Source organism: Burkholderia ubonensis (genome assembly GCF_001718695.1).
In the GTDB taxonomy this organism is placed as follows: Bacteria; Pseudomonadota; Gammaproteobacteria; order Burkholderiales; family Burkholderiaceae; genus Burkholderia; species Burkholderia ubonensis_B.
The window spans coordinates 1,467,044-1,489,905 of record NZ_CP013422.1; the positions used below are offsets into that span (position 1 = coordinate 1,467,044).

General features: G+C 67.4%; 21 protein-coding genes and 2 pseudogenes. 11 read left to right on the forward strand and 12 right to left on the reverse strand.

Features of this window, described 5'->3' with window-relative positions:
• Positions 1 to 138 precede the first annotated feature (138 nt).
• Positions 139 to 468, reverse strand: a complete 330-nt coding sequence (locus tag WJ35_RS26175) for a DUF4148 domain-containing protein (protein ID WP_069240340.1) — start codon at positions 466 to 468, stop codon at positions 139 to 141.
• A 509-nt stretch (positions 469 to 977) separates the two neighbouring features.
• On the opposite strand from WJ35_RS26175, the gene WJ35_RS26180 reads away from it, so the two are divergent.
• Complete coding sequence (locus WJ35_RS26180; RefSeq protein ID WP_010097912.1) at positions 978 to 1,376, forward strand: GreA/GreB family elongation factor; 399 nt, start codon at positions 978 to 980, stop codon at positions 1,374 to 1,376.
• 189 nt (positions 1,377 to 1,565) lie between these two features.
• Here WJ35_RS26180 and WJ35_RS26185 read toward each other — a convergent pair.
• Positions 1,566 to 2,679 (reverse strand): annotated as a pseudogene (locus tag WJ35_RS26185) (porin).
• A gap of 615 nt (positions 2,680 to 3,294) precedes the next feature.
• Here WJ35_RS26185 and WJ35_RS30780 point away from each other — a divergent pair.
• Positions 3,295 to 3,678 carry a YXWGXW repeat-containing protein gene (locus tag WJ35_RS30780; RefSeq protein ID WP_080484431.1) on the forward strand — a complete coding sequence of 128 codons (384 nt, stop codon included), beginning with the start codon at positions 3,295 to 3,297 and terminating at the stop codon, positions 3,676 to 3,678.
• 111 nt (positions 3,679 to 3,789) lie between these two features.
• On the opposite strand, the pseudogene WJ35_RS26190 reads toward WJ35_RS30780, so the two are convergent.
• Together WJ35_RS26190 and ggt are read right to left on the reverse strand one after the other, a co-directional pair.
• Positions 3,790 to 4,002, reverse strand: a pseudogene (locus WJ35_RS26190) (dicarboxylate/amino acid:cation symporter); the annotation flags it as partial.
• A complete protein-coding gene (gene ggt, locus WJ35_RS26195; protein WP_059894852.1) occupies positions 3,996 to 5,747 on the reverse strand; it encodes a gamma-glutamyltransferase in 1,752 nt (583 codons plus the stop codon). The pseudogene WJ35_RS26190 and the gene ggt, both read right to left, overlap by 7 nt.
• On the opposite strand from ggt, the gene WJ35_RS31650 reads away from it, so the two are divergent.
• The gene (locus WJ35_RS31650) at positions 5,746 to 5,949 is read left to right on the forward strand and encodes a hypothetical protein (RefSeq protein ID WP_124259751.1); all 204 of its coding nucleotides are present in this window, start codon (positions 5,746 to 5,748) and stop codon (positions 5,947 to 5,949) included. The genes ggt and WJ35_RS31650 overlap by 2 nt on opposite strands.
• A gap of 157 nt (positions 5,950 to 6,106) precedes the next feature.
• The gene (locus WJ35_RS26200) at positions 6,107 to 6,985 is read left to right on the forward strand and encodes a MurR/RpiR family transcriptional regulator (RefSeq protein WP_034195257.1); all 879 of its coding nucleotides are present in this window, start codon (positions 6,107 to 6,109) and stop codon (positions 6,983 to 6,985) included.
• 49 nt (positions 6,986 to 7,034) lie between these two features.
• On the opposite strand, the gene WJ35_RS26205 is transcribed toward WJ35_RS26200, so the two are convergent.
• Positions 7,035 to 8,381, reverse strand: coding sequence for an AAA-associated domain-containing protein (locus WJ35_RS26205; protein WP_069240342.1), 1,347 nt, complete (start codon positions 8,379 to 8,381; stop codon positions 7,035 to 7,037).
• 11 nt (positions 8,382 to 8,392) lie between these two features.
• A complete protein-coding gene (locus tag WJ35_RS26210; protein ID WP_069240343.1) occupies positions 8,393 to 10,147 on the reverse strand; it encodes an ABC transporter permease in 1,755 nt (584 codons plus the stop codon).
• Between the two features lie 620 nt (positions 10,148 to 10,767).
• Here WJ35_RS26210 and WJ35_RS26215 point away from each other — a divergent pair.
• The gene (locus WJ35_RS26215) at positions 10,768 to 11,913 is read left to right on the forward strand and encodes a patatin-like phospholipase family protein (RefSeq protein WP_069240344.1); all 1,146 of its coding nucleotides are present in this window, start codon (positions 10,768 to 10,770) and stop codon (positions 11,911 to 11,913) included.
• A gap of 58 nt (positions 11,914 to 11,971) precedes the next feature.
• Here the strand turns inward: WJ35_RS26215 and WJ35_RS26220 are convergent, their stop codons facing one another.
• Positions 11,972 to 12,676: an SDR family oxidoreductase gene (locus WJ35_RS26220; protein WP_069240345.1), complete on the reverse strand. Its 705-nt coding sequence runs from the start codon at positions 12,674 to 12,676 to the stop codon at positions 11,972 to 11,974.
• 119 nt (positions 12,677 to 12,795) lie between these two features.
• Between WJ35_RS26220 and gcvA the strand changes: the two genes are divergently transcribed.
• From gcvA to WJ35_RS26235, 3 genes are all read left to right on the forward strand, one after another.
• A complete protein-coding gene (gcvA, locus tag WJ35_RS26225; protein WP_069240346.1) occupies positions 12,796 to 13,695 on the forward strand; it encodes a transcriptional regulator GcvA in 900 nt (299 codons plus the stop codon).
• 136 nt (positions 13,696 to 13,831) lie between these two features.
• Entirely contained in the window at positions 13,832 to 14,140 is a 309-nt protein-coding gene (locus WJ35_RS26230) for an ArsR/SmtB family transcription factor (protein ID WP_010089687.1), read from the forward strand.
• Positions 14,141 to 14,185: 45 nt separating this feature from the next.
• Positions 14,186 to 15,247: an alkene reductase gene (locus WJ35_RS26235; protein ID WP_069240347.1), complete on the forward strand. Its 1,062-nt coding sequence runs from the start codon at positions 14,186 to 14,188 to the stop codon at positions 15,245 to 15,247.
• 12 nt (positions 15,248 to 15,259) lie between these two features.
• Here the strand turns inward: WJ35_RS26235 and WJ35_RS26240 are convergent, their stop codons facing one another.
• Positions 15,260 to 15,787, reverse strand: a complete 528-nt coding sequence (locus tag WJ35_RS26240; protein WP_069240348.1) for a GNAT family N-acetyltransferase — start codon at positions 15,785 to 15,787, stop codon at positions 15,260 to 15,262.
• An 86-nt stretch (positions 15,788 to 15,873) separates the two neighbouring features.
• Between WJ35_RS26240 and WJ35_RS26245 the strand changes: the two genes are divergently transcribed.
• A complete protein-coding gene (locus WJ35_RS26245; protein WP_011882557.1) occupies positions 15,874 to 16,485 on the forward strand; it encodes a LysE family translocator in 612 nt (203 codons plus the stop codon).
• A 111-nt stretch (positions 16,486 to 16,596) separates the two neighbouring features.
• Complete coding sequence (locus WJ35_RS26250) at positions 16,597 to 17,550, forward strand: alpha/beta hydrolase family protein (RefSeq protein WP_069240349.1); 954 nt, start codon at positions 16,597 to 16,599, stop codon at positions 17,548 to 17,550.
• Here the strand turns inward: WJ35_RS26250 and WJ35_RS26255 are convergent.
• The gene (locus tag WJ35_RS26255; RefSeq protein WP_155121978.1) at positions 17,547 to 18,461 is read right to left on the reverse strand and encodes a phosphatidylinositol-specific phospholipase C; all 915 of its coding nucleotides are present in this window, start codon (positions 18,459 to 18,461) and stop codon (positions 17,547 to 17,549) included. The two genes, WJ35_RS26250 and WJ35_RS26255, sit on opposite strands and share 4 nt — an antisense overlap.
• Before the next feature lie 3 nt (positions 18,462 to 18,464).
• Here WJ35_RS26255 and WJ35_RS26260 point away from each other — a divergent pair, with 3 nt between their 5' ends.
• On the forward strand, positions 18,465 to 19,499 hold the full coding sequence (locus WJ35_RS26260; protein WP_060233680.1) for a LacI family DNA-binding transcriptional regulator: 1,035 nt from the start codon (positions 18,465 to 18,467) through the stop codon (positions 19,497 to 19,499).
• Between the two features lie 94 nt (positions 19,500 to 19,593).
• Here the strand turns inward: WJ35_RS26260 and WJ35_RS26265 are convergent, their stop codons facing one another.
• From WJ35_RS26265 to WJ35_RS26275, 3 genes are read right to left on the reverse strand one after another with little or no spacing between them, the layout of a single operon-like run.
• Positions 19,594 to 20,472, reverse strand: coding sequence for a carbohydrate ABC transporter permease (locus WJ35_RS26265; protein WP_230459737.1), 879 nt, complete (start codon positions 20,470 to 20,472; stop codon positions 19,594 to 19,596).
• Positions 20,442 to 21,311: a carbohydrate ABC transporter permease gene (locus WJ35_RS26270; protein ID WP_060233517.1), complete on the reverse strand. Its 870-nt coding sequence runs from the start codon at positions 21,309 to 21,311 to the stop codon at positions 20,442 to 20,444. The genes WJ35_RS26265 and WJ35_RS26270 overlap by 31 nt, the downstream gene beginning before the upstream one ends.
• 35 nt (positions 21,312 to 21,346) lie before the next feature.
• Complete coding sequence (locus WJ35_RS26275) at positions 21,347 to 22,585, reverse strand: ABC transporter substrate-binding protein (protein WP_060233515.1); 1,239 nt, start codon at positions 22,583 to 22,585, stop codon at positions 21,347 to 21,349.
• Positions 22,586 to 22,862 lie beyond the last annotated feature (277 nt).

Below are 22,862 nucleotides of genomic sequence, written 5' to 3' on the forward strand. Positions count from 1 at the left end.
GCTCCCGGCAAAAAAGGCCCAAACGCGCGAGCGTCTGAGCGAGAAAGCCGCCGGAACGCGGCGACGGAGGTTCTGCTCTGCTGACAAGGACGCGCGCCTCGTCGGTCACATGCTGTGCTCGGGCAGACCCGGAATCGTTCAGTTGCCGAAGTAGACGGAGTTCACCGGATTCGGCGCTTCATGCGTGCTACGACGGCCCGACTGGCCGGCGCCGGTCGCCACGGCGCCGTAGCCGCTCGTATCGGCATGCGCGAGCATCGGCTGACTCGGCTGGACACGCTGCTCGGCGGCCTGGATGTTCTGCGGGTATTGCGCGTCGCTCGCGAGCGCCTTGTAGCCGTTCTGCTCGAGTTGCACGAGTTCGGCGCGAACCTGTGCACGGGTCAAGCCCTGCTCGGACTGTGCAAACGAGGCAATCGGCGCGGCAAGAACGGATGCAGCGATCGCTGCGTAGATGATCGACTTCATGATGGACCTCCGAAATGTGTTCTGTTTTGACGTCGCTTTCGGTGGGACTTGTCCGAAGCGATGGATCAAGTGTAGGCCGCGCCGAACCAAGGGGAAACCCTTAGTTTGAACATACTGCGTTGCGTTTTTGGAAAAAATCAGCGGTCGACGCGCATCGAGATCCCGGCCACTTCGATCATTTCGGAAACAATAGCTGTCGAATTGCCGACAGCAGAACCATCAGTTCAAAGGTTGTGTTGTAGAATCGTAAGGTTTTTCGTCCGACTATTTCCCGCCATCATGTACGCGCCCGCGCTGCTGTTCGTTTCGCCATCCGGCCCGGCCGGCGTGCGTGCGCGCGCCGGCCATCCGGCACAACCCAGCGTTCGACGCACGGCCCAGACGCCGCTCGCCCTCGCCCGGCGTCTGATCTGACAGCTCGGCCTCCTTCCGGAGCCAAGTCAGACAGGCTCCGGGCGATCCACGTGGGTAAGCCCCGCCTGCCCCTGCCGATCATTTGGAGAACTGCCATGAAACAACGCCTTTATCAGCTGACCGAACTCGACGTCGCTCGCCTCGAGAAACATGCCGAACACAACCCGCGCTTCCAGGCGATGCTCGACGCATTGCTCGAACGCGCCGATATCGTCCAGCCCGACGCCATCAAGGCGAACGTCGTCACGATGAACTCGCAGATCACGCTGCTCGACGAGACGAACCACGAGAAGACGACCTGGACGATCGTCTATCCGGAGGAAGCCAATCTCGAGCAAGGACGCCTGAACGTCTTTTCGCCGGTCGGCATGGCACTGCTGGGCACGCAGCGCGGCCAGTTGGTGAAGGTGATGCAGCCGAGCGGCACGGAAAAGCTGATGAAGGTCGCGGAAATCGTGTTCCAGCCGGAGGCCAACGGCGAATACACGCGCTGACGATGCGCTGAGGCCCGTGCCGACCGCCGGCACATCCTGACGCACCAACGCAAAAAGCGAGGCTCGCCGCCTCGCTTTTTTGCTCCGACGCTTCGCAATGACGTGATCGCTTCCGGTACACCCATCTCGTACGCGAAAAAAAGGCGCCCGAAGGCGCCTTTTTCAGAGCTGGTTACCCAGTTGTCACGCTTAGAAGCGGTGACGCAGACCAACCGTTGCTGCGGTTTGGTTGATCGACGAGCTCGACGGCGTGGTCAGGTCGCCGTTGTAGATCGATGCGTTCAGACCGCTGCCACGCTGGTACACAGCTTGCGCGTAGACGTCCGTGCGCTTCGACAGCGAGTAGTCAGCTTGCACGCCAACTTGGTGGAAGTGGGCGCTGTTCAGGCCATCAACCGTGTTCGACAGGCGAACGTTCGTGTACGTGTAAGCAGCGCCCAGGCCGAGAGCCGGCGTCAGGTTGTACTTTGCGTTGACTTCGTAGTTGTCGGTGCGCAGCGTGCCTGCAGCGACTGCGTTGTTGTCGAGACGCGCTTGCGTCCATGCAGCGCCGACTTGTGCCGGACCGAATGCATAACCGGCAGCAGCACCGTACGTGCGGACGCGGCCTTGGCTAGCGATGCCACCGATTCGTCGCGCCGTTTGCGTTCGTACCGTCACCCAGGTTCGCTTGCGAGTATGCAGCAGCCAGCTTCAGACCTTGGAACTGGTATGCAGCAGCCGCGCTGTACGCACGGTTGTTGCCGAAGTTCGTGTTGTTCGAGAACGAGTACGTGCCGCCGAATTGCAGGCCAGCGTAGTTCGCGCTCGTGAACTTGATCGTGTTGTTCGCTGCGACATCGCCGGTCGTGCTCAGACGGTCAAGGTTCAGCGGGTGCGCGAAGTACGTGCCGCCCCACGAGCCCGTTGCGGTCAGCGGAGCCAGGTAGTCTTGAACTGCGTCGTATTGCTTACCCAGCGTGACCGTGCCGTACTGGCTCGACAGGCCGACGAACGCCTGACGGTTGAACATGCCCTTGTTGTTCGAGAGGCCACCGTTGCCGATGTTGAAACCGCTTTCCAACGTGAAGATTGCCTTCAGGCCGCCGCCGAGGTCTTCCGAACCACGCAGGCCGAAGCGGCTCTGGTCAATGCCCGAACCCATCGCCCAACGCGACTTGCCAGCTTGGCCGAGTGCCGGCTGAACGTTGCTCGTGTAGGTGATGCCTGCGTCCAGCACGCCGTACAGCGTGACGCTGCTTTGCGCGTGAGCGACGGTTGCGAACGATGCTGCAGCTGCTGCAACGATCAGAGTCTTGTTCATTCGTGGAGCTCCCTTCTATAAAAAGAGGCAGGTCTCGCGACCTTGTTCATAAACGGTCTGCAACCGCCCGGAAACGCCATCGGTCCTGCTGGCTGCGCCCGGATAGTTGCCCGTTTGGGAACCGTGAGTTTAGGGGTGTACCCTAGGGGAGCGATTCGCAAATAAAGAAATAAGCTTTTCCATAAATAGAAATAATGAAAACGGGGGCGCGTTATAAGTATTTGTTTTAAAGGATTTTTTTGACCTCTTGACGACTTCTTTTTGAAGCCTTTCATCCCAACATTCCTCCGTGTCACCGTCTTGACGGTTGCATAGAAACAACAAACGGAATCCGTGGATACACCTAAAAACGGTAATTTTTACCCATTCGGATCTCAAATATTGGGGTTGCGGGGGCTAAACACCCAACCATCGAACGGTAAAACACTCCGAGACGGCCTCGAGCGAGGCAATCAGCATGGCGAAGTCCTCAAACGAAACCCGCATCGGCCATGGGCCGCGGTCCGCAGGAGGCGGTGACATGCGGTAACAGCCTTAACGGCCACCGTAACCCGAGGACGGAAGCTGCGCGCTAAGGTAAGGCCCACTTCTGTTGCATATAAAGAGGACCCGCAAATGAATCGACGCTCGTTGTTGCGCGCCATCGGACTGACCGCGGCCGTGGCCGGCATCGGCGGCTGGCTGCCTGGCGCATCGGCGCAACCCGCGCCGCCCGGCTATCGCCCTCCGCCCCGGCCCGGCCCCGATCACGGGCCCGGCGGCCGGCCTTACGCCGATCGCCCGCGCTTCGCGCCGCCGGCGCCGCGACGCGATCGCCGGCCGCCGCCGCCTCAGCCGCATGGCTACGTCTGGACCGACGGGTATTGGCGCTGGCAGCGCGGCCAATACATCTGGGTGTCGGGACGCTGGGTCGCGCGCCGCCCGGGACATCGCTGGGTGCCTGGCTATTGGAGACGCCAGGGGCCGGGCTGGGTCTACGTCGAAGGTGGCTGGCGATAGGCGTCGGCGCGGTCGGCGGACGCAACGCCGAAAGCGATACCGCGCGGTGCTGCTCGCGGCACCCGGCGACCAGCGACCAGCGACCGCCCACCGCCAACGCAAACCTCCCGCTCAAACCGACGCCGCGCGCCCGCCTCCATAGCCGACGTCGCCGTTGCGCCGTTCGAGTTCCGCGTCGAAATGCGCGGCATGCACAAGCGCCTCGGACTCCGTCATCGGTTCCCCTTCCCCCTTCGCGACCACCTCACTCGCGATCCAGCTTCCGACCGCGGTGGTAACCGAGCGCCCCATGTCGAGAAACGTGTCGACACCGAGGATCAATACCCGATCGCGGCTCCGGCCGGACGGCGCGGATCGTTGACACCATAGAGATAGCCGACGCGCACGTTGCCCGACACCGACGCGTCGTTGCCCGAGCTCTGGCGGCTCGCCACCTCGGTGCCCGGCAGGCCGACCAGGATCAGCTCGGCGGCGCCCCACGGCGTCTGCTCGACCATCTTGTAGCCCATCTTGCGCAGGATCGACAGCGTGTCGGGCGACAGGCCGCGGGTTTCGTAATAGACCTCGTCGGGCAGCCACTGATGATGAATGCGCGGCGCGCCGACCGCATCCTGCGGCGTCATCCCGTAGTCGATCACGTTGAGCACGGTCTGCAGCGTGATCGTGATGATCCGGGAGCCGCCCGGCGAGCCGACCACCATGAACACCTTGCCGTCCTTCTTCACGATCGTCGGCGCCATCGACGACAGCGGACGCTTGCCCGGCGCGATCGAGTTGCGCGTGCCCTGCACGAGCCCGAACAGGTTCTGCGCGCCGACCTTGACGGTGAAGTCGTCCATCTCGTCGTTCAGGAAGAAGCCGGTGCCCGGCGCGATCACGACCGCGCCGAAGCGGCCGTTGACGGTGTACGTCGTCGACACCGCGTTGCCGTCGCGATCGACGATCGAATAGTGGGTCGTCTCCGGCTTCTCGTGCACGCCGATACCGGGCTGCACGTCGACCGACGCCGTCGCCGCGTCGTCGCTGATCTGCTTGCGGATCTCGGCCGCATACTGCTTGCTGGTCAGCTTCGCGACGGGATTGTCGATGAAGTTCGGGTCGCCCAGCAGCGTGTTGCGATCCTCGTATGCGTGGCGCATCGCCTCGGTCATGTAATGGACGACGGCCGCCGACTGGTAGCCCATCTTGCGCAGGTCGTAGCCTTCGAGCACGTTCAGCGTCTCGCACATCGTCACGCCGCCCGAACTCGGCGGCGGCGCCGACACGAACTCGTAGCCGCGATACGTGCAGGTCAGCGGCGCGATGTCCTGCGCGCGATACGACGCGAAGTCGGCCGCCGTGATCACGCCGCCGCCGCGCGTCGACGCGGCTTCGACGAGCTTCGGAATCTCGCCGTGATAGAGCGCGTCCGGGCCCCGCTCCGCGATGCGCTCGAGCGTGCGCGCGAGGTCCTTCTGCACCAGGCGGTCGCCCGGTTGCAGCGGCGTGCCGTCCGCGCGCAGGAAGATGCGCGCGGCCTCCGGGTCCTTCCTGAAGCGCTCGATCGTCGTGTCGAGGATGTCGGTATCGCCGCGCGTCAGCACGAAGCCGTCGCGCGCGAGCCGGATCGCCGGCTCCATCACCTGCCTGCGCGTGAGCTTGCCGTACTTGCGCTGCGCGAGGTCGAGGCCGGCGACCGTGCCCGGCACGCCGACCGCCCGATAGCCGTACAGGCTCTGGTTCGGAATCACGTTGCCGTTCGCGTCGAGGTACATGTTCGCCGACGCCGCGGCCGGCGCCGTCTCGCGGAAATTGATGAAGCGGTCGCGGCCGTCTGCTAGATGCACAGTCATGAAACCGCCGCCGCCGATGTTGCCGCAGCACGGATTGGTCACCGCCTGCGCGTAGCCGACCGCCACGGCCGCGTCCACCGCGTTGCCGCCGGCCTTCAGGATGTCGACGCCGATCTGCGACGCGAAATGCTGCGACGACACGACCATGCCGTGGGTGGCTTCCACCGCGGGCTCCGAAGCCGCGAACGCGCATGCGCCGACGGCCGACAACAAGGTGAGTACGACGAGCCGTCTCATGACGAAATCCTCCACACGATTGACCGGCGATGCCGGGATGCGCGATGCGCCGGGCGGCCGGCCGATCCGGCTCCGGTCGAATGTAATGAACGATACATTTCAGCAAGGCTGCGATCATAGCATCGGCATTTTTCCGTCAAAAACTAGGGGATTTACCGTGCTTTCTGCGCGAAACCCGCGCATGAGATCGGAGAATGTTTGATTCGTTACACGATCGGCGGAGCGGCGCGTCGCCTGGATGCTTGCGTCGGAACGGTCGGGCCGCCCGCCTCGCGCGGCGTCCATCAGCTACCATGCACGCTCGCCGGCAGACGCAGTTCTGCCGTTCGTCGTTCAGCCACGAGCCAGCCGGGGGGCCCATGGGGACAAGCATCAGGGCGTTGCTGCTATCGCAGATGGACAGCTTCACGCCGTCGGAACAGAAGGTGGCGCACGCGCTGCTGGATCGCTACCCGAGCCTCGGGCTCGGGCCGATCGCGAGCTTCGCGAAGCAAGCCGAAGTGAGCGACCCGACCGTGTTTCGCTTCGTCGTCAGGATCGGCTTTCCGAATTACTCGTCGTTTCAGCAGGCGCTGCACGACGAGATCGACGCGGCGATGAACTCGCCGCTCGCGCGCATGGACGCGTTTCATTCGCAAACCGGCATGCGCGACAGTCATGCGGCCATCTTCGAGCGGCTGTCGCAATCGCTCGCGACGACGATCGACGGGCTCGACGCGGCCGCGTTCGACGCCGCGGTGGCGCTGCTCGCGGCGCCGGAGGTGCGCGTGTTCTGCGGCGGCGGGCGTTATACGGCGCCGCTCGCCTCGCTGTTCTCGTTCACGCTCGCGTATGCGCGGCCGCACGTGCACTACGTCGAGCCGAACGTGAACGTCGCGTCGGTGTCGCTGGCCGACATGGAGCCCGGCGACGTGCTCGTGATCTTCGACTTTCGCCGCTATCAGAAGGACAGCGTCCGGTTCGCGCAGGCTGCGCACGCGCTCGGCGTGCGCGTGCTACTGATCACCGACGAATGGCGCTCGCCGATCAGCGCGTTCGCCGAAATCGTGCTGCGGATTCTCGGGCGGCCGTTCGCGATGTTGCAGACCAACGTGCCCGCGCTCGCGCTCGCCGAGGCGCTCGTGATCGGCGTCACGAACCGGCTGCCGGAACTCGCGCGGCAGCGCATGGAGAAGATCGAGCGGCTCGGTACGGGCGGCGGCGCGCAGGATGCCGACCGGTGGGACCTGCCGGAGTGAGCGGCGCGGCGCGCCGCATCGGTCGCCGCGCATCAGCGGCGATGAAGCGTCAGCTCTCGACGTCCTCGAGGCTGAACACCTCGGTTTTGTCGTTGTACGAAAACACTTCCCCGTAACGCCCCCAGTCGATCACCGCGTCGAGCGTTTCCTCGGCCGTGTCGTCCGGCAGAAAATCCTCCAGCTCCTGCTCGAAGCGCACGCGCGGCGCGCGATGGCCCGGCCGCTCGTTGAGCACCTTCTTGATCCGCGCGGCGAGCGGCACGTGCTTCAGCAGATGATCCGCGAACATCAGCTTGCGCTCCTGCGTGCCGAACTCCGCGAACACGCGCCCCGGCGGCGTCAGGAACACGTCCCCTTCCCGCACGTCGGCGAAGCCGAGGTACTGCAGCACTTCGGCGATCGGGAACAGGTCGTCGACCTCCAGATGCAGCGTGCGCGCGATTTCCGGCATGTCCGCGCGGCCGTGGTACGGCGGCGCGGCGAGCGTCTCGATCAGGCCGGCCATCAGGTTGGTCGACACCTGCGGCAGCCAGCTGCCGAGCTCGAGCCCCTTCTTCGTCGCCTCGCCGATCTGGCGGGCCGTCATCTTCGCGTAGATGTCGTCGACCAGCCGGCGGAACGCCGGGTCGAGACGATTGCGCGGATGCTTGAACGGCACCTTGATCTCGGCGATCACGCGGCCCGGGTTCGACGACAGCACGAGGATCCGGTCGCACATGAACACCGCTTCCTCGATGTTGTGCGTGACGATCAGCACCGACTTGATCGGCATGCGGCCCTGCGTCCACAGGTCGAGCAGGTCGGTGCGCAACGTCTCGGCCGTCAGCACGTCGAGCGCCGAGAACGGCTCGTCCATCAGCAGGATCGTCGGTTCGACGACGAGCGCGCGCGCAAAGCCGACGCGCTGGCGCATGCCGCCCGACAGCTCGCGCGGATACGCGTTCTCGAAGCCGTCGAGGCCGATCAGGTCGATCGCGGCGAGCGCGCGCTCGCGACGCTCGCGCGCGCCCACGCCGAGCGCCTCGAGGCCGGCTTCCACGTTCTGCAGCACGGTGAGCCACGGGAACAGCGCGAAGGTCTGGAACACCATCGCGACGCCTTCGGCCGGGCCGCGCAGCGGCTTGCCGAGATAGGTCACTTCGCCGCCGGTCGGCTCGATCAGCCCGGCGATGATCCGCAGCAACGTGGACTTGCCCGAGCCGGAACGGCCGAGCAGCCCGACGATTTCGCCTTCACGCAGCGACAGGTTCGCGTCGTCGAGCACGAGCAATTCGCCCTGCGTCTTGTTGAAGCCGCGGCTCACGTGGTCGACGCGCAGGATTTCGGCGCCGGGCCGCGGCGGCTGAAGCGGCTGGGACGTCTGGACGGGGGCGTTGATTACGGTCGGATTTTGCATCGCGCTTACTCTCAATCGAGACGGAGCCGGGATTCCGCATAGGCGTACATCGGACGCCACAGCAGACGGTTGAACAGCGTAACGAACAGCGACATCACCGCGATGCCCAGGATGATCTTCGGGAAGTCGCCGGCCGCGGTGGTCTGCGCGATATAGGAGCCGAGGCCGTGCGCGACGACCTTCGTGTCGCCCCACTGCACGAATTCGGACACGATGCTCGCATTCCATGCGCCGCCGGACGCGGTGATCGCCCCGGTCACGAAATACGGAAACACGCCGGGCAGCATCGCCTGACGCCACCACTGCCAGCCGCGGATGCGGAAGTTCTTGGTCGCTTCCTTGTAGTCGTTCGGATAGGACATCGCGCCGGCAATCACGTTGAACAGGATGTACCACTGCGTGCCAAGCACGATCAGCGGCGACAGCCAGATGTCCGCGTTCAGGTGGAAGTGGACGATCACGATCACGAACACCGGGAACAGCAGGTTGGCCGGGAACGCGGCAAGGAACTGCGCGAGCGGCTGGATCTTCTCGGCGAGCTTCGGGCGCAGCCCGATCAGCACGCCGAGCGGCACCCACACCACCGATGCGATCGCGATCAACACCAGCACGCGCAGCAGCGTGATGAGCCCGAGCACGAGCACGTGGCCGACCTCGGCCAGCGTGACGCCGGTCGCCACGAAGCCGACGACGCGCCACGCGACATACAGCGTCAACGCGATCACGACGGCGGCCCACACGAGGTCGCCGACGCGCGACGACCGGCGCGACGACTTGCCGCGCGACCGCGCGAGCGTCACCGACGGCGCGCGCAGCGGAATGCGCGCCGCCTGCGACAGCAGCCAGCCGGCCGGCACCAGCAGTTGGTGGATCAGGCGCGTGCGGCGCACGAGGTCGAGCAGCCACGATTCGGGCGCATTGCCGGAGCTCGTGGTTTCCATCCGGAACTTGTCGGCCCACGCGACGAGCGGGCGGAACAGCAGCTGGTCGTACGCGAGGATCACGACGGTCATCGCGAGGATCACCCAGCCGATCGCGCCGAGGTTCTTGTCGCTGATCGCCTGCGCGAGATACGCGCCGATGCCCGGCAGCGTGATCGTGTGGTTGCCGACCGTGATCGCCTCCGACGCGACGACGAAGAACCAGCCGCCCGACATCGACATCATCATGTTCCAGATCAGGCCCGGCATCGAGAACGGCACCTCGAGCTTCCAGAAGCGCTGCCACGACGTGAGGTGGAAGCCGCGCGACACTTCGTCCAGATCGCGCGGCACCGTGCGCAGCGACTGGTAGAAGCTGAACGTCATGTTCCACGCCTGGCTCGTGAAGATCGCGAAGATCGCGGCCAGTTCGGCGCCGAGCACGCGGCTCGGGAACAGCGCGAGGAAGAACGTCACCGTAAACGAGATATAGCCGAGCACCGGCACCGACTGCAGGATGTCGAGGATCGGCACGAGCACCATGCCGGCGCGGCGGCTCTTCGCGGCGAGCGTGCCGTACACGAGCGTGAACGCGAGCGACGCGACCATCGCCGCGAGCATCCGCAGCGTCGTGCGCAGCGCATATTCGGGCAGGTTCGACGGATCCAGCGAGATCTTCTGCGTATTGAGGGTCGTGATCGGCGCCATCGTTTCATGGAACCCGACCACCGCCATCGCGATCACGCAGATGATCAGCGGAAACGCGACCGCGTCCCAGCGGTTGGGCAGCACGCGCCACGCGGACGCATTGGCGGTGCGATTCGGATCGAAGAAGCGGATATCCATCGGTAGCGTGTGGGTGAAATTGAAAATCGATGGGAGCGGCCGCGCGCGCAGCCGATGGCCGCGTCAGCGTGCGTGGCCCCAGGCAGGCCGTCGGCAGACGCCAACGGCGGACGCGCGGCAGCGAGCCGCGGCGCGGGGTTCCGTTGCCGCGAGGTTCGGCATCATGGGCTCCGGAGTGACGATTCGGTGTCGCAGGCTATCGGGCCGGCATGACGCAAATGTGACGTGTCACTTACAGGACATTGACATGCAACACATTGCCGGTCGCGGAACCGGTCGCAAACGTTGGCGCAGCGCGACAGCTTTCGCTTCGCATTGAACGTCGCAGACAGAAGCCACGTGGCGCTCGCCAGTGCGCGCACGATCCGCCCGTCGAAGTGGCCGGCCGGCATGCATTCGGCGTATCGCGATCGCAGCCGATGACGGCAGCAGGAAGCACTTCGATGCGAAGCCGCCTCGCGCCATCGGCGAAATGCGCATCCGCCACTCGAATGCGCTCGCCCCCTTCGTACGCCGCGGCATCGGGCAACGCACCGCGCAGCGCAGGCGCCGCCGGCCATCGCCTACACTGCTTCCATCCGGCCGGCGCCCGCCGGCCGTCACCGACCGCGAGGCAAACGATGACGGCGAGTCAACCCGCACACCCGAAACTGCCCGGCCAGGTCGTGCTCGTCCTGCAGGGCGGCGGCGCGTTGGGCGCGTACCAGCTCGGCGTATTCCAGGCGATGAGCGAATCCGGCATCGAGCCGGACTGGGTCATCGGCACCTCGATCGGCGCGATCAATGCGGCGCTGATCGCCGGCAACGCGCCGGCGCAGCGCGCGCAGCGGATCGCACAGTTCTGGCGTCACGTGACCGAACGCCCCGCGGTGAACGTGCCGGGCCTGCCGACGACCTGGAACAAGATCGGCGCCGAGTTCGCGGTGATCGGCGCGGGGCTGCCCGGATTTTTTCGGCCGAACCCTGCCGCGTGGCTCGGGCCGCTCGCGCACGTCGGCGTCGAGCACGCGTCGTACTACGTGGCCGAGCCGCTGCGCGACACGCTCGTCTCGCTGATCGACGTCGAGCTGCTGAACGCGGGCCGGCCGCGCCTGACCGTCGGCGCCGTGAACGCGTGCACGGGCGAGATGCGCTATTTCGACTCGCGCGACCAGCACAGCCCGCTGACCGTCGAGCACATCATGAGCTCGGGCGCGCTGCCGCCGGCGTTCCCCGCGGTGCGGATCGACGGCCAGCCGTACTGGGATGGCGGCGTCTATTCCAATACCCCGGTCGAGGTGGTGCTGGACGACACGCCGCGCCGGAGCTCGATCATCTTCTCGGTGCAGATGTGGAATCCGGTCGGCCCCGAGCCGGAAAGCATCTGGCAGGTATCGGAACGGCAGAAGGATATCCAGTACGCGAGCCGCACCGACAGCCAGATCAAGCGTCAGCAGCAGATCCACCGCCTGCGCCACGTGATCAACGAACTGGTGATGCGCGTGCCGGAGCCGGAGCGCGCGTCGGCGGACGTGCAGGCGCTGGCCGCGTGGGGATGCCAGACCACGATGCGCGTGATCAAGCTCGCCGCGCCGCGGCTCGACGGGGACAACCAGTTCAAGGACATCGATTTCACGCCGGCCGGCATCGCCGCCCGCCGCCAGGCCGGTTTCGACGCGACGATGCAGGCGATCGCCGCGCGGCCGTGGGAACGGCCGATGGATCCGACCGAGGGCTTGAGCGTGTGGAGCCCGGAAGAAAACCGGATCGGCGAACGGCACAACTGACGCGCGCCGCGCGGCGGCGTCGCGTGGTGCCGCCCGCGGCGCGCGCTCGCGCGGCCGCTCAGAGCGCGCGCACGATGCCGCCGTCGACGCGAATGTTCTGCCCGGTGACGTAGCCCGCGCCGTCGGACAGCAGAAACGCGACCGTCTTCGCGATTTCCCCGGTCTTGCCGAAGCGGCCCGCCGGAATGCGCGCGACGATCTCCGGCGTTTCCGGCCAGCTGTCGACGAAGCCCGGCAGCACCGCGTTCATCCGGATGTTCTCGCCCGCGTAGCGCTCCGCATAGAGACGCGTCCATGCGCTCAACGCCGCGCGCAGCGCCGACGACACCGGCATCGGCTGCTCGGGCGCATCCGCCGCGAAGCTCGAGATGTTCACCACCGCGCCGCCGCCCTGCGCCTGGAAAATCGGCGTCACGCGCCGCATCACGCGCACGACGTTCAGCAGGATCAGGTCCAGCCCCGCGTGCCAGTCGTCGTCGGTGATCGACAGCAGGTCGCCCTTCGGCGGATGCCCGGTGTTGTTCACGACCGCGTCGATGCGGCCATACCGCGCGATCGTCTCGCGCACGAGCCGCTCGATGTCCGCGTCCTCGGTTACCGAGCCCTGGAGGCCGAAGCCGCCCAGCTCCTCGCCCAGCGCGACCGCGCTGCCGGACGGCGACATCAGCGCGACGCGGTAGCCCGTCGCCGCCAGTTCGCGCGCGATCGCCGCGCCCATGCCCTTGCCCGCCGCCGTGATCAGCGCCACTTTTTCTACAGTCATGCCGTTCTCCAGAATGGTCGGCGCAACGCTACCGACGTGTGCAAAAGCGCCACTCTAGGCCTCTATAATCGGCCTGTCGAACGATCATTTCTGCATTTACCCTGTAGGTTTTCTACTGCATGAAGGCGCTGTCCAATGCCCGTCGGTTTCCGCCGCTGAATGCGCTGCGCGCGTTCGAAGTGTCCGCGCGCCACCTGAATTTTCGCCTCGCCGCCGATGAACTCGGCGTCACGCAGGGCGCGGTTGCGCAGCAAGTGCGGCATCTGGAGGACGCGGTGCAAGTACAGTTGTTCCGGCGCTTGCCGCGAGGGCTCGCGCTGACGCGCGACGGGCTCGAGTATTTCTCGTCGGTCCAGCGCGCGCTGCAGCTGATCGCCGACGCGACGCAAGCGCTCGGCCAGCGGCCGGCGGCGCTCACGATCAGCACGACGCCGTCGTTCGCGTCGAAGTGGCTGATCCCGCGGCTGGCCGACTTCGGCCGGCAGCATCCCGACATTGAAGTGCGCGTCGTCGCGGACGAGCGGCTCGCATCGTTCCGGGCCGATGGCGTCGATATCGCGATTCGGCTCGGCAAGCCGCCGTTTCCCGCCGGGCTGACCGCGCAGTTACTGTCGCCGCTCGACGTGTTCGCCGTCGCCAGCCCCAAATTGCTCGACGGCGCGCCGCCGATCCGCTCGATCGACGATCTGTCGACGCACGTGCTGCTGCACGACGGGCACGATCTGTGGCCGGAATTCGTCGACAAGCTCGGCGGACGAGGCCGCGTGGACGCGACCAAGGGCCCGCGCTTCAGTCAGTCGCTGCTCGCGATCGACGCGGCAGTCGCCGGCCAGGGCATCGCCTTGACGAGCGAGCCGCTCGTCGAGCGCGATATCGCCGAAGGCCGGCTGCGGCGCGTATTCGATTTTTCGTTTCCGATGTCGCTCGGCTTTTACGTCGTCTTTCCGAATGCGAATGCGCAGTCCGATACGCTCGAAGCGATGCGCCGATGGCTGTTTGCGCAGTATGCGGCTGCGTGAGCGATGCGGGACGCGCCGTCGATCAACCCCACTCCCACCAGTGCCATCGTGCATATCGTCTTTTTCCGATATATGATTCGGTCAACGGCGATACTCGTTGTGCTCCAGTTTTTCCGCCCGAACATCTGACCTTGCCATGCCGACCGACCTCGACATCGACGCGATCCTCAAGGCGCTCGCCAACCCCGTCCGCCGGGAAATCCTCGACTGGCTGAAAACGCCGGCCGCGCATTTTCCGGACCAGACGCTGCCGTACGACCACGGCGTCTGCGCGGGGCAGATCGACGCGCGTTGCGGGCTGTCGCAATCCACGGTCTCCGCGCACCTGGCGACGCTGCAGCGCGCGGGGCTCGTGACGTCGACGCGGATCGGCCAGTGGGCGTTCTTCAAGCGCAACGAAGCGGTCATCGACGCGTTTCTCGACGCCATGCGCCGCGAACTCTGAGCGCGCGCCGGCCCCCGTCCCGCCTTCCATGAAAAGGAAATCGCCATGCCCACCCTGTTCGACCCCGTCACCCTCGGCGACCTGACCCTGCCGAACCGCATCGTGATGGCGCCGCTCACCCGCGCCCGCGCGGGCGACGCGCGCGTCCCCAACGACCTGATGGCCCGCTACTACGCCGAACGCGCGTCGGCCGGCCTGATCATCAGCGAAGCGACGTCCGTCACGCCGCAAGGCGTCGGCTATGCCGACACGCCGGGCATCTGGTCCGACGAGCAGGTCGAGGGCTGGAAGCGCGTGACACGCGCCGTGCACGACGCGGGCGGCCGCATCGTCCTGCAGCTCTGGCACGTCGGCCGGATCTCGGACCCGATCTTCCTCGACGGCGCGCTGCCGGTCGCGCCGAGCGCGATCGCCGCGGGCGGCCACGTGAGCCTCGTGCGGCCGCAGCGCCCGTTCGTGACGCCGCGCGCGCTCGAGCTCGACGAGATCCCGGGCATCGTCGCCGCGTACCGCAAGGGCGCGGAAAACGCGAAGGCGGCCGGCTTCGACGGCGTCGAGATCCACGGCGCGAACGGCTATCTGCTCGACCAGTTCCTGCAGGACAGCACCAACCGCCGCACCGATGCGTACGGCGGCCCGATCGAGAACCGCGCGCGCCTGCTGCTCGAAGTGGTCGACGCGGCGATCGGCGTGTGGGGCGCCGGACGCGTCGGCGTGCATCTCGCGCCGCGCGGCGACGCGCACACGATGGGCGACTCCGATCCGGCCGCGACGTTCGGCTACGTCGCGCGCGAGCTCGGCCGCCGCAAGATCGCGTTCATCTTCACGCGGGAGTCGTACACGGGCGACCAGTTGAGCCCGCGGCTGAAGGAAGCGTTCGGCGGCCCGCTGATCGCGAACGAGAAGTTCACGCTCGACACCGCGCAACAGGTGCTCGAACGCGGCGACGCCGATGCGATCGCATGGGGCCAGCTGTTCATCGCGAACCCCGACCTGCCGCGCCGGTTCGAACTCGACGCGCCGCTCAACAAGCCGGTGCCGGAAACGTACTACGCGGAAGGCGAAACGGGCTACACCGACTATCCGGCGCTAGACGACGCAGCCTGACGGCGCAGACGTTCACGCGCGCACGTCGGCGCGCATGAACACGCGCTGCGTCTCGTCGAGGCCCAGCGCGACGTGGTGCGCGCGAATCGCGCGCAGCGCGGCGTCGAGCGCTGCGTCGTCGATCACACGAAAGCCGACGCGCGCGTAGTACGGCGCATTCCACGGCACGTCGCGAAACGTCGACAGCACGACCTCAGCAAAGCCGTCGCGCGCGGCGCGCATCATGATCCGCTCAATCAGGCGCGCGCCGATCCGCTGCCCCGCGTGCGACGGCGCGACGTCCAGTTCCTCGAGATACAGCCGATGCGCATCCAGCAGCCGGTAGAACGCGAAGCCGACGCACGCGCCGTGCGCGTCGGTCGCGACGTACGCACGCCCCGCGTCGATGCGCGCGAGCACGTCGGCCGCATCGGTCGGCTCGCCTTCGGCAATGTCCGGCATGCCGATGAAATGAAAGCGCCGGGCAGCGGCCACTTCGACGGCGGCCATCGCGGCCGCGTCTGCGCGCGTGGCGCGGCGAATCCGGATCGATACTGTCATCACGGCAACCCAGGCAGACGGAAACGGCCGTCACTATAATCGAAACTTCATACCTTTCGAACGCCCCCTTCCGCCAGAGGTTCGCCATGACGTTGTCCGCGCTCGCCGTGTTCGCCTTCGCCCTTCTCGCCCTGGCCGGCACGCCCGGCCCGAGCGTCGCCGCGCTCGTCGCGCGCGTGCTGACGAACGGCGTGCGCGACGTGCTGCCGTTCCTCGCCGCGATGTGGATCGGTGAAGCGCTGTGGCTCACGCTGGCCGTCGCCGGGCTGTCCGCGTTCACGCGCACGTTCGAAAGCGGCCTGCTCGTGCTGAAGCTCGTCGGCGTCGCGTATCTGCTGCTGCTCGCGTGGAAGATGTGGCGGGCGCCGACCGACACGAAAGCCGCCGACCTGCCGCGCGGCCAGTCGCCGTGGCGCATGTTCGCGGCCGGCACGCTGGTCACGCTCGGCAACCCGAAGATCATGCTGTTCTATCTGGCGTTGCTGCCGACGATCGTCGATCTGACGCAGGTCGGCGTGCTCGCGTGGGGCGAGCTGGTCGGCACGATGCTCGTGATCCTGATCCTGACCGACTGCTTCTGGTCGCTGCTCGCGCTGCGGGCGCGCGCGTTCCTCACCTCCGCACGCGCGAAGCGGATCGCGAACCGCACGAGTGCGACCGCGATGGCCGGCGCGGCGGTCGCGATCGCGGTGCGGTGACTCGCCCTCGCCGGGCATGACGAACGGCGACAGGCTCCAATCGGAAGGTCCGTACGATCGGACACGCAGGCCAGCACGTCGCATGCACTCGCCTCACCTGAGGAGTCCATCATGAAGCACTGGCTGTCCGCTTCGCTTCTGTGCCTGTGCGCGACGCTCGCGCAGGCGGCCGGCGTCAAGTTCGCCACGATTCCTGCCGATGCATCCGGCCCCGAACTGCACGCGATCATATGGACGCCCTGCGCCGATGCCGCGCAGACGCTGACGGTCGGCCCGTACCTGCAAGGCCGGCGCGACTGCGCGACCGTCGGCGACGCGCTGCCGCTGGTCGTGATCTCGCACGGCCACGGCGGCACGTATCTCGGCCACCACGATCTGGCGGAAACGCTCGCCGACGCGGGCTACGTCGTCGCGGCGATCAATCATCCGGGCGACACGTTCGCCGACATGAGCCGCGCCGCCGACGCGCAGGAATTCTTCGAACGGCCGATCGACATCAAGCGGCTGGTCGACTACATGCTCGGCCCCTCGGCCGACGCCGCACGCATCGACCCGGCGCGGATCGGCTTCTTCGGTTTTTCGCGCGGTGGCTACACGGGCCTCGTGCTGGCGGGCGGCAACCCCGATTTCGTGCATGCGCCGGTCGCATGCACGAACCCCGCGTGGCGCATCTGCAAGCAGATTCACGACGAAAGCATCACGCGCCAGCCGTTGACGCACGACGCGCGCATCAAGGCTTACGTGATCGCCGATCCACTCGACGAATTTCCGAGCGCCACCACGCTGGCCGACGTGCACGCGCCGATCCAGCTATGGACCTCCGAATTCGGCGGCGACGGCGTCGAGCCGCACACCGGCCCCGCGCTGGCCAAGTTGCTGCCCGCGCGCCCCGAGCTGCACGTGGTGCCCAATGCGGGGCACTTCGCGTTTCTCGCGCCGTGTCCGCCCTCACTCGCGCAGCACGCGCCGGCCGTCTGCACCGACGCGAAGGGTTTCGATCGCGTGGCGTTCCATGCGACGCTCGACGCGAGCGCGCTCGCGTTCTTCAACGCACACATGCGCTAACAGCCGCTCGGCGCGCACGGCCGCGCAACCACGAAACCGTTGCACGCGACCAGCGCGCGCACGAGCGCCCAGTCATCGTCGTCGCAGAAATCGAGCAGCATCGCGCCGCACGGGCCGGGCCGTTCGCGCAGGTGTTGGGCGAGCCGCGCATGGATGCCCTGCACGCGGCCGTCGCCGCGCGCGACGATCGACGGATTCGCGCCCATCCCCGTCCCGCTGCAGAAATTGATCGCCCAGCGCCCGCTGTCGGCGGACGGCATGTGCGTGAGCAGCGCATCGATCGCCTGCCATTTGTGTTCGATCGACGCCGCGACCGGCACCCGGTATTCGTCCTGGATCACGAACGCCGCGTCCGGATGGTCGATCGTGAACGTCATGTTGTCCGGCCATGCGGTCAGGTCGATCCCGAGCGGGCGGCGGCTGCGAAAGCGCCGCAACAGGACGATCGCGCCGCGCACGCCGCCGAGCGCGGGAATCGCGCCGCCGGCATGCCAGCGCAGCCCCGGATGCCGCGCGCGATGCGCGTCGAATGTCGCGTCGAAGCCGCGGCGGCACGCGTGCGCCGGCCATTCGTCCTTCACCGACATCACGATGCACTCGCCCGGATGCGCGGCAAGAAAATCCGCGCAGGTCGCCAGCACGTCGTCGAACGTCATGCCGAGCGCGATCCCGCCGTGATGAATCTCGAATTCGTCGCGCACGTGCCGGCAGCGGATGTCGAGCATCCGCACGCCGTGCATCAGCTGTGCGTCGAGCGGCGCATATTGCGTGCGAACGAGCGCATCGTCGACGGTATACGCACAGGTGTCATGACTGCCCGGTACGGTCAGGGTATGCAGCGATCGCCCGTCGTCGAGCGTCGACATCCAGTCGGCAAGCGGCAGGCGTGGGTCGTGGTGCGAATGGATCATTGGATGACAGACAGACAGAAAAAACAGTGGATCACCGCGTCCGACGTCGCGGCGCGGGCCGGCGTATCGCGCTCGGCGGTGTCGCGCGCGTTCTCGCCGAGCGCGAGCATCGCGCCCGAAACGCGCGAGCGCGTGATGAGCGCGGCGCGCGCGCTCGGCTACCAGGTCAACCTGATCGCGCGCGACATGATCACGCAGCGCAGCAGCATGATCGGCGTCGTCACCGCGGGCTTCGAGAATCCGTTTCGCGCGCGGCTGCTGTCGGACCTGATGGCCGCGCTCGGGCATCGCGGGCTCACGCCGCTCGTGACGAACGCGGAGGACCCGCGCCAGATCCGCCAGTCGCTCGAGCGGCTGCTCAGCTACCGGATCGCCGGGCTCGTGATGACGTCCGCGTCGCCGCCGCTGTCGGTCGCGCGCCAGTACCTCGCGCACCGGATTCCGGTCGTGATGATCAACCGCGCGGCGAACCTGCCGGGCGCGGACGTCGTCGTCAGCGACAACGCGGACGGCGCCGGCCACGCCGCGCGCCTCTTCGCGCAAGCAGGCGCGCGCCGGCTCGCGTTCGTCGGGCCGCGCGACACGAGCTACAGCGCGAAATCGCGCGCCGATGCGTTCGCCGAAGCGCTCCGTCACGGAGAACCCCGCGGCACGGCACCGCTGCGCATTCACGACACGTCGTCCGACACCTATGCGTGCGGCGTCGAGGCCGCGCGGCAACTGCTGTCCGGCGACGCCCGCCCGGACGGCGTGTTCTGCTCGTCCGACCTGCTCGCGCTCGGCGTGATCGACACCGCGCGGCAGCGCTTCGGCCTGCGCGTGCCGGACGACCTGCGCGTGATCGGCTTCGACGACATACCGGCCGCCGCGTATGACGTGTATCGGCTCACGACGCTTCGACAGGACACCCAAGGGCTCGCAAACGCCGCGATCGACATGCTGTCGGAGCGGATCGACGCACAGGACGGCATGGCCGACGGCAAATCGCGCACGCGCATCGTGCCGGTCGAATGCGTGCGGCGTCACAGTTGCGAATAGCGCCCGGCGCGGTGGCGCGCGGCATGGCCGGCGCGATCGCGTGCCGGCCGGCCGCCGTCACGACGCCGCGACGTGCACGCTGCGCCCATTCGCGTCACTTCAATCCGCCCGCGAAGCCGCGCAGCAGATAGCGCTGCACATACCCGGCAACCGCAAGCGTCGGCAGCGACGCGATCAGCCCCGCGCTCATCAGGTCGCCCCAGTCGATCCCGTTCTCGGTCACGTAGCCCGCGATCGCGAGCGGCAGCGTGAAGCGGCTCGGCGTCGACACGAACAGCAGCGCGAGCAGGAATTCGTTCCAGGCGGCAATGAACACGAAGATCGCGGTCGCGATCAGGCCCGGCGCGCACAGCGGCAGCACGATCTGCACGAGCCGCCGGGCGAGCCCCGCGCCGTCGATGCACGCGGCTTCCTCGTACTCGATGGGGACGTCGCGCACGAACGCGAGCAGCATCCAGATCGCCATCGGCAGTGCATGGATCTGATACGCGAGCATCAGCCCGAGCGTCGAATCGAGCAGATGCAGCCGCTTCGCAAGTGCGAACAGCGGCACCGCGATCGTGATCGGCGGCATCAGCTTCAGCGCCAGCACGAGCCCGAGGAACAGCAGGTCGAGCCGCGCGGGAAAGCGCAGGCGCACGAGCGCATAGGCGGCCGGAAACGCGAGCGACAGCGCGAGCAGCGTCGTGCCGAAGCCGACCAGCAGCGAATTGAGCAACGGGCCGCCGATGCCGCTCGTCCACACCGACACGAAGTGCTCGAACGTCGGCGCGGCCGGCCAGATCCGCAGCGGGTGGTCGAGTCGTTCGAGCGTCGGCATGAACGCCGCACCCGCCATCCACAGGCATGGAAGCAGCAACAGCGCAAGCGCGGCGATACGCAGTACCCACGGCACCGCCCGTGCGAACGCGGGCCGACGCTGCGTGCATCCAGCGTGCGCCGTCACGCGCGCCGCTTGCGAACCGTTTGCCATACGTACCCCGAAACCAGCAGCGCGGACGCCGCAAGCATCAGCACCGACGCGGCGCTCGCCGGCCCGACGTTGAAGAAGCGAAAGCCCGTGTCGTAGATGTAGGTCGACAGCGTCTGTGTCGCATTGCCGGGGCCGCCGCCCGTCAGCGCATAGACCTTGTCGAACAGCTTGAACGTGTCGATCGAGCGCAGCAGCAGCGCAAGCCCGATCTGCGGCGCGGCGAGCGGCAGCGTGATGTCGCGCAGGCATTGCCACTCGCTCGCGCCGTCGGTCCGCGCGGCTTCGTACAGCTCCTGCGGAATCGACTGCAGCCCGGCGAGCACGATCAGGAACGCCATCGGCGTCCACTGCCACACGTCGACGAGCATCAGCGACCACAGCGCCAGATGCGGATCCGACAGCCAGCGCACGCCTTCCGCGCCGAGCGCCGCGAGCAGCGCGTTCAGGAAGCCGTCGAAGTTCAGCCAGTTGCGCCAGATCGCCGAGCACACGAGCGTGGACAGCATCATCGGCAGGATCGCGAGCGGCAGCGCGATGCGGCGGCCCGGAAACGCGCGCACGAACAGCAGCGCGAGGCCAAAGCCGAGCGCGACCTCGACGAGCGACGCCGCGATCGTGAAGCGCAGCGTGTTGCCGAAGCCGGCCGTGAACGCGTCGTCGCCGAGCACCGCGCGATAGTTCGCGAGGCCCGCGAACGCGCGGCGGCCCGCCGTGTAGTCGACATGGCAGAACGAATCGATCAGCACCTGCACGACCGGATACAGCGCGAGGCCGGCCAGCACCAGCAGCGCGGGCCCGAGCAGCGCGACGAACGGCAGGCTGCGCGAGAACGCCTTCATGCGCGGCGCTCCCGCAAGCGAACGGGCGCGCAGGGTCACTTGCCCGCCGCCGCGATCGCCTGCGCGATCTTCTGCTGCGCCTGGCGCAGCGCCGCGTCGGGCGCGGCCTGCCCCGTCAGCGCGAGCTGCAGCTGATCGCCGAGGATGCTCTCGATCTGCTGCCAGTCCTTCACGCGCGGCCGCGCGCGACCCGCTTCGAGCGCCTTCAGCTGGTCCGGATACCAGCGGTACTGGCGAACCAGCGCCGGGTCCGCGAACACGCTGCGGCGAGTCGGCGGAATGCCGAGCGCGGCGAGGCGCGCCTGCGTGTCGCGTGCGGTCAGGTACGCGAGGAAGTCCTGCGCGAGCTTCGCGTGCGGCGCATCCTTCGGAATCGCCATCTGCCAGATGCCGAGCATCGGCGCGGGGCCGGAGGTCTGCCCCGGCGGCGCCTGCAGCGCGATCTGGCCGGCCACGCGCGACTGCTTCGGATCGTCGAGCGCCGGAATCCACGCCGGCCACACCTCGATCGCCTGCGCGGCGGCGCCGCGCTGCAGCGCATCGCGCACTTCCGCCGCGCCATACACGTCGACGTCCTTCGGCGCGGACGCCTTCAGCGCGAGGAAGGTCTTGAGCGCCGCCTGCGCCTCGCGCGAATCGATCGTCACGTTGCCCGCGCGGGCGAGCACGTCGCCGCCGTACGCCCACAGGATCGGCAGGAAGCCCGTCACGACCGGATTGCCCTTGGTGCCGCGGAACACGACGCCGGACACGCTCTTGTCCGCGCCGCCGATGGTCTGCGCGATCTTCAGCACGTCGTCCCAGTTGCGCGGCGGCTGCAGCTTGTATTTCGCGAGCAGGTCCTTCCGGTACGCGAACATCTCGACGTTGCCGACCACCGGCAGCGCGAACAGCGTGCCCGCCGCGTTGCGGCCGAGCGCGACCGTCGACGGCACCAGATCCGCGTCGGCGAGCGTCGCCGGCAGCGGCTTCAGCCAGCCGTTGCCGATGAATTCCGGCGACCACGTGTCGTCCATCATCACGAGGTCGTACGCGCCGGTGCCCTCGCGCATCGACAGCTTGAGCTTCTGGTAGAGGTTCGCGTTCGGCAGCTTCAGCAACTCGATGTCGGCGCCCGGATGCAGTTTGTTGAAACCGGCGACGGCGTCGGCCAGCCCCTTGCCGTAGATGTCGTCGCGGCCGGCGATGACGAGGTCCGCGGCGACGGCATGCGACGCGAAGACGGAAAGCGCAACGGCGGCGGACAGCGCGCGCAGGCGGCTCAGCAGGGTCATGGTCTCTCTCGTTCGGCGTGGTGGCAGGTCGGCCTCGGGCTGCACACGTGTGCAGCGATGGCTGTGCTTCCGGCGATCTGAAGCGACCGCCATTGTTCACGCCGATCGTTAAGGATTTGTGGCAGGCGGGAAGGCGCGGGACGAGAGACGGTGTGCCAGCGAGAGATCGCGGCCGGGGTTGGCGCGCGCGACGTCGGCCGACGTCGCTGACGTCGCCGCTCGGGCCGCTGCGAGCGGCGCTGCCGGAATCGGGCTACCGGTGTGCCGCAGCGAACCG

Coding starts and splice junctions, on each gene's coding strand:
- WJ35_RS26175 (WP_069240340.1), bottom strand. CDS start 468: ATGAAGTCGATCATCTACGCAGCGATCGCTGCATCCGTTCTTGCCGCG.
- WJ35_RS26180 (WP_010097912.1), top strand. CDS start 978: ATGAAACAACGCCTTTATCAGCTGACCGAACTCGACGTCGCTCGCCTC.
- WJ35_RS30780 (WP_080484431.1), top strand. CDS start 3,295: ATGAATCGACGCTCGTTGTTGCGCGCCATCGGACTGACCGCGGCCGTG.
- WJ35_RS31650 (WP_124259751.1), top strand. CDS start 5,746: ATGACGAAATCCTCCACACGATTGACCGGCGATGCCGGGATGCGCGAT.
- ggt (WP_059894852.1), bottom strand. CDS start 5,747: ATGAGACGGCTCGTCGTACTCACCTTGTTGTCGGCCGTCGGCGCATGC.
- WJ35_RS26200 (WP_034195257.1), top strand. CDS start 6,107: ATGGGGACAAGCATCAGGGCGTTGCTGCTATCGCAGATGGACAGCTTC.
- WJ35_RS26205 (WP_069240342.1), bottom strand. CDS start 8,381: ATGCAAAATCCGACCGTAATCAACGCCCCCGTCCAGACGTCCCAGCCG.
- WJ35_RS26210 (WP_069240343.1), bottom strand. CDS start 10,147: ATGGATATCCGCTTCTTCGATCCGAATCGCACCGCCAATGCGTCCGCG.
- WJ35_RS26215 (WP_069240344.1), top strand. CDS start 10,768: ATGACGGCGAGTCAACCCGCACACCCGAAACTGCCCGGCCAGGTCGTG.
- WJ35_RS26220 (WP_069240345.1), bottom strand. CDS start 12,676: ATGACTGTAGAAAAAGTGGCGCTGATCACGGCGGCGGGCAAGGGCATG.
- gcvA (WP_069240346.1), top strand. CDS start 12,796: ATGAAGGCGCTGTCCAATGCCCGTCGGTTTCCGCCGCTGAATGCGCTG.
- WJ35_RS26230 (WP_010089687.1), top strand. CDS start 13,832: ATGCCGACCGACCTCGACATCGACGCGATCCTCAAGGCGCTCGCCAAC.
- WJ35_RS26235 (WP_069240347.1), top strand. CDS start 14,186: ATGCCCACCCTGTTCGACCCCGTCACCCTCGGCGACCTGACCCTGCCG.
- WJ35_RS26240 (WP_069240348.1), bottom strand. CDS start 15,787: ATGACAGTATCGATCCGGATTCGCCGCGCCACGCGCGCAGACGCGGCC.
- WJ35_RS26245 (WP_011882557.1), top strand. CDS start 15,874: ATGACGTTGTCCGCGCTCGCCGTGTTCGCCTTCGCCCTTCTCGCCCTG.
- WJ35_RS26250 (WP_069240349.1), top strand. CDS start 16,597: ATGAAGCACTGGCTGTCCGCTTCGCTTCTGTGCCTGTGCGCGACGCTC.
- WJ35_RS26255 (WP_155121978.1), bottom strand. CDS start 18,461: ATGATCCATTCGCACCACGACCCACGCCTGCCGCTTGCCGACTGGATG.
- WJ35_RS26260 (WP_060233680.1), top strand. CDS start 18,465: ATGACAGACAGACAGAAAAAACAGTGGATCACCGCGTCCGACGTCGCG.
- WJ35_RS26265 (WP_230459737.1), bottom strand. CDS start 20,472: ATGGCAAACGGTTCGCAAGCGGCGCGCGTGACGGCGCACGCTGGATGC.
- WJ35_RS26270 (WP_060233517.1), bottom strand. CDS start 21,311: ATGAAGGCGTTCTCGCGCAGCCTGCCGTTCGTCGCGCTGCTCGGGCCC.
- WJ35_RS26275 (WP_060233515.1), bottom strand. CDS start 22,585: ATGACCCTGCTGAGCCGCCTGCGCGCGCTGTCCGCCGCCGTTGCGCTT.